This is a genomic window from Catenulispora pinisilvae (assembly GCF_015356865.1).
GTDB lineage: Bacteria > Actinomycetota > Actinomycetes > Streptomycetales > Catenulisporaceae > Catenulispora > Catenulispora pinisilvae.
On the sequence record NZ_JAAFZA010000128.1, the window covers coordinates 21,798 to 29,197 of the forward strand.

General features: G+C 69.0%; 7 protein-coding genes. 1 reads left to right on the top strand and 6 read right to left on the bottom strand.

The annotated features are described in order from the left end of the window. Positions 1 to 33: 33 nt before the first annotated feature. The 4 genes from IZR01_RS29550 to IZR01_RS29565 all read right to left on the bottom strand — a co-directional run bounded on the left by IZR01_RS29550 (position 34) and on the right by IZR01_RS29565 (position 5,481). The gene (locus tag IZR01_RS29550; protein ID WP_194894203.1) at positions 34 to 1,671 is read right to left on the bottom strand and encodes a hypothetical protein; all 1,638 of its coding nucleotides are present in this window, start codon (positions 1,669 to 1,671) and stop codon (positions 34 to 36) included. A 200-nt stretch (positions 1,672 to 1,871) separates the two neighbouring features. Further along, entirely contained in the window at positions 1,872 to 2,762 is an 891-nt protein-coding gene (locus tag IZR01_RS29555) for a hypothetical protein (RefSeq protein ID WP_194899324.1), read from the bottom strand. A gap of 77 nt (positions 2,763 to 2,839) precedes the next feature. After that, positions 2,840 to 3,544, bottom strand: a complete 705-nt coding sequence (locus tag IZR01_RS29560) for a class E sortase (protein ID WP_194925763.1) — start codon at positions 3,542 to 3,544, stop codon at positions 2,840 to 2,842. 107 nt (positions 3,545 to 3,651) lie between these two features. Then, a complete protein-coding gene (locus tag IZR01_RS29565) occupies positions 3,652 to 5,481 on the bottom strand; it encodes an acyl-CoA dehydrogenase (RefSeq protein ID WP_194925764.1) in 1,830 nt (609 codons plus the stop codon). 200 nt (positions 5,482 to 5,681) lie between these two features. On the opposite strand from IZR01_RS29565, the gene IZR01_RS29570 reads away from it, so the two are divergent. Further along, positions 5,682 to 6,083, top strand: coding sequence for an SseB family protein (locus IZR01_RS29570; RefSeq protein WP_194899327.1), 402 nt, complete (start codon positions 5,682 to 5,684; stop codon positions 6,081 to 6,083). 15 nt (positions 6,084 to 6,098) lie between these two features. Here IZR01_RS29570 and IZR01_RS29575 read toward each other — a convergent pair whose 3' ends face one another. Together IZR01_RS29575 and IZR01_RS29580 are read right to left on the bottom strand one after the other, a co-directional pair. Continuing rightward, positions 6,099 to 6,713: a Uma2 family endonuclease gene (locus IZR01_RS29575; protein WP_194925765.1), complete on the bottom strand. Its 615-nt coding sequence runs from the start codon at positions 6,711 to 6,713 to the stop codon at positions 6,099 to 6,101. A 160-nt stretch (positions 6,714 to 6,873) separates the two neighbouring features. Then, positions 6,874 to 7,278: a thioredoxin family protein gene (locus IZR01_RS29580; protein ID WP_194899329.1), complete on the bottom strand. Its 405-nt coding sequence runs from the start codon at positions 7,276 to 7,278 to the stop codon at positions 6,874 to 6,876. Positions 7,279 to 7,400: the final 122 nt, after the last annotated feature.

Consider the following 7,400-nt stretch of genomic DNA (forward strand, 5'->3'; position numbering starts at 1 on the left):
CCCTTACTCCCCATCAGATCGGCGCTGTGCGCGTCACTGCAGGGTGATGGTTACCGTGCCGGTGTAGGTGCCCTGCAGGAGATACGCGGGGACCGACAGGTTCAGCCCGGCGTCGACGAGGAAGTCCCCGCCGGTGACGGTCGGCGGGTTGGTCCCGCCCGCCGCCTGCGAGCACAACGTGATCGCCGTGGTGGCACTCAGCGCGCCACCGGAGCCGGCTGTCGGGGTCGACGGATACGGCGTCGTCCCGGCCGGGTTTCCGGCGCATTTCAGACCGCTCGCCGAGACGTCGCCCGCCGGGATCGGCGCGGCGCCGGAGTTGGCGTACGGACCACCGGTGAGCGCCAGATCGGACATGGTCGCGTTCAGGACCCAGCCGTCGGTGGTGCCACGGAAGTCCTGGACCTCGACCTGCTGGAGCGATCCGGCCTGGTTGTGCGCGGTGCCGTCCAGGGTCACGCCCGGGAAGGTCACCGCCCCGGTGTTCTCCTTCAGCTGCAACGGACCGCCGCTGACGGTCACGTTCGCACTCTGCGGCACCGAGCATGTACCGGTCGCGGAGACCGGCGCACCTGCCGCGTCCGCGGTGCAGGCGTTGCCGGCGAAGGTGAACGCCGCCGCCGCGCGCAACGTCGTGCTCGGCGCGCCGCCGACCAGTTCCGCGGCTCCGATGGCGGCGATAGCCGTGCCCGGCACCGTGTAGCCGCCGGACAAGTGGCCGGAGGCGTCCGCGGTCAGCGTCGAGCTGGCGCCGACCGGGTTGGAGGACGCGTCCACGCCGCTGACGGCCACGGTGGCGCCGGGATCCCAGTTACCGCCGGACAGACCGACCACGGTGCCCGGTCCGCCGGACGCCGGCGACGCGCTCAGCGTCGGCGCGCCCAACACGGTGACCGCGATCGGAACCGCTCCACTCGTACTCCCTGTGAGCACAAGGGAACCGGCACCTGTCGCCGCCGCGGCCGGAACCGCGATGGAACCGGAGACGGCGCCGCCGGCCGGTACGGTGATCGCCGTTCCGGTGGTCGCGGTGCCCGCGCTGTCCTTGAACGACGGGGTGACGGTCTCCCCGGCGATCCAGCCCGCGCCGGTGAAGTCCACCGTGCCGCCGGGCCGCACGTACGCGCTGCCCACGGCGGCCGAGGCGTTGGTCGCGGTGACGGTCGCCGCCGCGCTCGCGCCGCTGGCCGCGCACTGGATCACGATGCCGAACTGCGCCACGTCCTGTTCGTTGTTCCCGGGCGTGAACGTGTAGGTGCCGGCGGTCGTGGGCGTGAAGGTGGCGGTGAAGTCCGGGATCTGGAACGTCCCGCCGGTGGCGACCGGGGCCGGCGGGAACGCCGCCGAAGGCCCGGCCGAAAGGGTCGTGCTGGCCGCCCCGCCGACCACGATCGATGCCTTGGCGGTGGCCGCGTCGGCGATCGGTATGCCGGGCGAGGGTGCCGTGGACAGCGAGTAGTGCCAGGTGATGGTCACCGGCGACCCGACGGCGACGGAATTCGCCGACGGGGTCAGGGTCACCTGGCTGCTGTAGTCCGGCGGCGGCGCCGCGAGCCCCGGGTTGCTGCTGGTGCAGCTCCCGTAGTTCACGGTCGTCGTACCGGCCGAGGCGGCGGGGGCCAGGGCGGTCACGGTGGCCAAGGCCACCGCGAGCGTCCCGGCCATAGCCATGGCCCGGCCGGATCTGGTTCGGTGTCGATCTCTGAACCCTTGTCTCACGAGTGGTGCCCTCTCTTTGAGGGGGTGACAAACCCACGGGCCGGCGGCCCGCAGGGTCGGGTTGTCGCACACCGTTTCTGATGGGGTGTCAGATATTCACGGACAGCTCGGTCGCGAAGTCAATACACACGTTCGAGCGCCCGCTCTCCGGCTCAGCCGTGGTTGCCGGGCCGGCGCCGGGTGGCGTACAGACCGGTCCCGCCGAGGACCGCCGCCAGCACCGCGCCGCCGAACAGCCAGCGGCCGTCGAAGCCGGTGTGCGGCAGCTCGCCGGCGGTCGACGAACTGGTCGGGGCGGGCGTGGATCCCGTGTCGCTCGCGGTCGAGGAGCCCTCGGTGCCGGCGGCCGACGTCGAGGAGGACGAGGTGCCCGAAGAGCCCGAGGACGACTTCGAACCCGACGCCGACGAAGAGCTCGTGCTGGAGGAGTGCGAGCTGCCGGACGGGGAGGAGCTGGTGCCGCCGCCGGAGGCCGGAGCCACGGTGATGGTGGCCGCCGGGCCGGACGCAGAGGCCTTACACGCTACAACCAGGCTGAACTGCGCGATGTCCTGCTCGTTGTCGCCGGGGGTCAGCGTGTAGGTCCCGGCCGCGGCCGGCGTGAACGTCGCGGTCATATCAGGGATCTGGAACGTCCCTCCGGTGGTCACCGGCTGCGGCGGGAAGTTCGCCGACGCCCCGGTGCTGATCGTCGAACTCGCCGCGCCGCCGATCACGATCTTCGCCTTCGCGGAGGCCACGTTCGCCAGCGGGATGCCGGGCGGGGGCGCCGTGGAGGTCGAGTAGTGCCAGGTGATCGTGATGGGCTTGCCCGCCTGGAACGAAGAACCCTGAGGGGTCAGCGTCACCTGCGAGGTGTAGTCCGGCGGCGGCGGGGTGAGCGCGGTGTTGCTGCTGGTGCAGCTGCCGTAGCCGACGCTGACGGTGCCCGCGCTGGCGGTCGGCGCGAACACCGCCAGCGACACCGCGGCGGCCGTCACCGCGCCCCCCACCGCGGTCGCGCGCCAGGTCGCGCGCTTGATAAGGATCTGATGACCACTCATGGATGCCTCCTGACATCGAACGACAGATCGAAGAGGTGCCTAGGCATTGACGGAGGAATCTGACGAAGTGTCAATAGTCATCCGCGGGCAGTCACGGAGACCAAGTGGCCGGTCACGATCATCCGCTGGGTGGAGGACCACCAGGGATTGCAGGTCGTCAGGGTAATGAGACGCTGGGTCGGCGGCACTCCGGGCTTGCCCGGCACCGGATCCACGACGCCGAGATCGGTGGGCTGCACGATCACCGGGTCGGTGTCGATCTGGTACGTGTACGTGGCGGCCTCGGTGTCGACGTAGACCAGATCGCCGGCCCGGATCTCGTCCAGGTGCCGGAACGGCTCGCCGTGCGTCTTGCGGTGCCCGGCGACCGCGAAGTTGCCGATCTGGCCGGGCAGCGCGGTGCCGGGGTAGTGGCCGGTCGCGCGGTTCAGGATGTCCAGACCGACGCCCTCCAGCACCGGGACCCCGGTGTCGCCGAAGCTGGAGCCCAGGCGCGGGATGCGCAGGATCGCGACGTCGTCGCCGTTGCGCAGCGGCCGCGGCGGCGGCAGCACCACCGGGGCGGACTGGCCGTGCGGCGCCGGGGCGGCCGGGCTCGCCGGCGCGGTGGCCGACCACTGCCGCTGCATCGAGCTGACTTCGTGGTTCATCGCGTCCCGGCCGAGCACGTTCGTGTAATAGAGCTGATACACCATGAACAGCACCAGCAACACCGAGAACGTGACCAGCAGTTCGCCGGTCGTCCGCACCGTCACACGCACAATCGCCCCTGCTCTCGCCATAGTGGCGCAGAGTAGGGGCGACTGCGTGAAATGCGAAGAGGCGTTCGAGCCCGGATGGACCCTTTCGAATGGACCCTCTCGACTCCGGCCCGTTGGCCTCAGAGTGCTTAGAAGGCCTCCTCCGGCACGTCCATCAGCGAGTTGTCCGTGGCCTCGACGATGGCGCGCTGGCCGGCCAGCAGCGGCAGCGTGTTGCGCAGGAAGAACTGCGCCGCCGCGATCTTGCCGGTGTAGAACGCCTCGTCCCGGCCGGCCGCGCCGTCGGCCAGCGCCGCCTGGGCGACCGTGGCGCCGCGCAGCAGCAGCCAGGAGACGATGACGTCGCCGAGCGCGAACAGGAAGCGCACGGTGTTCTGCGCCACCACGTACAGCTGCTTGGGGTCCGACAGGGACTCGCCGGCCTTGTCCAGCATCGCCTTGAGCATCGCGCCGACCTCGCCCTGCGCGGTGGCCAGCAGCTGGCGCTCGCGGGCCAGGTCCGCACCGCCGGGGTTGGCGGCCAGGAACTTGGTGATCTCCTCGTTCAGGGTGTTGAGGGCGACCCCGCCGTCCTTCACGACCTTGCGGAAGAACAGGTCCAGGGACTGGATCGCGGTGGTGCCCTCGTAGAGCGAGTCGATCTTGGCGTCGCGGATGTACTGCTCCAGCGGGTACTCCTGCAGGAAGCCGGAGCCGCCGAAGATCTGGAGGGCCTGCGCCAGCTGCTCGTAGGACTTCTCCGAGCCGTAGCCCTTCACGATCGGCAGGAGCAGGTCGTTCATCCGCTCGGCGTGCTTGTCCTGCCCGCCGGCCGCGCGGGCCTGCTCGATCGCGTCCTGGAAGGTCGCGGTGTAGAGCACCAGCGAGCGCATGCCCTCGACGTAGGCCTTCTGCGTCATCAGCGAGCGGCGCACGTCGGGGTGGTGGGTGATGGTGACGCGCGGCGCGTCCTTGCCCGGGGTGGTCAGGTCCGAGCCCTGCACGCGCTGCTTGGCGTACTCCAGCGCGTTCAGGTAGCCGGTGGACAGCGTGGAGATGGCCTTGGTGCCGACCATCATCCGCGCGAACTCGATGATGTTGAACATCTGCGCGATGCCGTTGTGCACCTCGCCGAGCAGCCAGCCCTTGGCCGGGACGCCGGCCTGGCCGAAGGTGACCTCGCAGGTGGTGGAGGCCTTCAGGCCCATCTTGTGCTCGACGTTGGTGACGAAGGCGCCGTTGCGCTCGCCGAGTTCGCCGCTGTCCCAGTCGAAGTCGTACTTCGGCACGATGAACAGCGACAGGCCCTTGGTGCCGGGGCCGGCGCCCTCGGGGCGGGCCAGCACCAGGTGGATGATGTTGTCGCTGAGGTCGTGCTCACCGGAGGTGATGAACCGCTTCACGCCCTCGATGTGCCAGGTGCCGTCCGGCTGCTGGATCGCCTTGGCGCGGCCGGCGCCCACGTCGGAGCCGGCGTCCGGCTCGGTGAGCACCATGGTGGAGCCCCACTGGCCCTCGACCATCTGCCGGGCGACCTTGCGCTGCTCCTCGGTGCCCAGGTTCCAGACCACGGTCGCGAAGTCGGCGCCGGAGGAGTACATCCAGATCGCCGGGTTCGCACCCAGCACCAGCTCGGCGACCGACCAGCGCAGGGTGCGCGGGGTCGGGGTGCCGCCGAGCTCGGTCGGCAGGCCCAGGCGCCACCACTCGGCGTCCATGAACTGCTTGTAGGAGCGCTTGAAGCTCTCCGGCAGGGTGGCGGAGTTGGTCTCCGGGTCGAAGATCGGCGGGTTGCGGTCGGAGTCGAGCAGGCTCGGCGCCAGCTCCTCCACCGCCAGCCGCTCGACCTCGGCCAGGATCGACTTGGCGGTGTCGACGTCCATGTCGGCGTACTCGCCGGTCCCGTACACCTCGCCGCGGCCGAACACCTCGAAGAGGTTGAACTCGATGTCGCGCAGGTTCGACTTGTAGTGGCTCATCGCCGTTGGCTCCCATGATCCCGGACCGGCTCAGGGTTACGTTCCGGTCGTACTGAAGAGTAATAAGCTCCCTCCAAGGATGCTACCCGCCGGTAACTAGCCGCAAGCCCGGACCTCCCCCGATTCCCGCGACCGGGCGGTGAGGTGGATCACGCGAGCGCGGTGCACTCGACCGGAAGCGCCGGGTAGGCTCTCATGACGTGTACGGCTATCCCCAGGAGCCCCCACCGTCCCAGGTGGCCAACGCCGCGTTGAGCGACGCCATCCGGGCCTTCACCGGCGGCGTGATGGGCCCCGAGGACTTCTACACGGTGTTCAACAGCGCGAAGATCTACTGCCCGCGCGGCGAACAACCGGGGTTCCTGGCCCTGCACGACACCCCGGAGCCGGTGATCCCGATGTTCAGCTCGCTGGAGGAGCTGCGGGCTTACTCGGGGGAGGAGTCCCGGTACTTCACGGTGACCGGGGGCGAGGTGCTGGACCTGCTGCCGACCGGGTACGGGATCGTGCTGGACATCGAGGGGGAGCATCGGATCGTTTTCGATGCGAAGGCTATTGAGCAGATGACGGCTTATGCGATGCAGCGGTTGTATGGGGCGTGACCGCTTGGCCGGACATTAGGACCAGGCTTTCCAGTCGGCGGTGTCGACAGTCAGCCCGAACGGCTCGGGCAGGACGATCGGGGCGCCCAGGTTCCACGCGATAGCAGCCTCGTATCGGGACGCGGAAGGGTTCGGCTCCGAATAGAGGATCGCTCGCGAAACGCGCGGGTCACAGTCCACCAGCAGGTAGAACTCGACACCGGCAGCGGCGTAGTCGGCCCACTTGGTCTTGATGCGGTTCCCGTTCTTCTGGCGGTGCTGGGGACCCGGCTCGCGATCGTGGTCGGCGTTGGACGGCGAGGTGACCTCGATGGCCATCGTCATGTCGCTGGGGCCGATGATCACCAAGCCGGCCTCAGCCACTTCGTCACTGCGCGCCTTGTCCACGATCGCCACATCGGGGATCCAGCCTCTGGACTCCGGTTCTCCGACGCCGGTGTTCGGCACGGCTTCCCACCGGAACGCCGGGTCAGCGGCCGATGCGACCCCGAACGCGGTGACAATGCGCGCGGCGATCCTGTTGTGTGTGTAGCGAGCAGCAGGCGACACGACGATGTCCCCCTCGATGATCTCGACGCGAAAGCCCTCCGGCAGGCCGAGATGATCCTCGAGCTCGCCGCTGACCCACATCGCAAACGGCGAGTCCGGGAGCGGGGGATACTCCACAAAAGCGATGCTCACGGGAGACCAACCTTCTGAAGGAACTCGATCTGACTCCATAAGTTCAGCGTAGCCAGTCGGGCATCGCAGGCGAATGTACTTCAATCACCTGTTCGGCCTAATGCCCTTGTCAGCGTCCGAAGCGCAGGAAGTCCAGCAGGTCCGCGGGCTTCATCTTGCGTGCGCGGGCGAACTCGCCGTCGGCGGAGTCGAAGCGGATCTTGCCCTCGGGGTTGAGGACCGACAGGGACGGGATGCCGCCGGCTATGGGGTGGTTGAAGTCCGCGTCTATGTCGTTGTTCTGGTCGCGTTGGCCTCGGTCGGTGCCGACGCTGACGGTGACCAGGTGGTACTTGTGCTGGAGGAGTTCGGCCACTTCGGGGTCGTGGGTCCAGTCCTCGAAGGCGGTGCAGTCCGGGCACCAGCGGGCGCCCAGGGCCAGGAGGATGTCCTTGCCGTCGGCGGCGGCCGCCGTACGGGCCGCTGCCAGGTCGGCGTGGGGGTCGCGGGACGGGTCGAACAGCTCCGGCTCCATTGGTAGTTAGAGGCGCGGTGCTCGTGAGAGCCCGTTTCCTCTGTCCCCTTTCAATCCGTGCGTGCGGTTCTCCCGCACACGGCTTACCGATGATCTTCTTGACATGGTTACGCAGTCTCCGG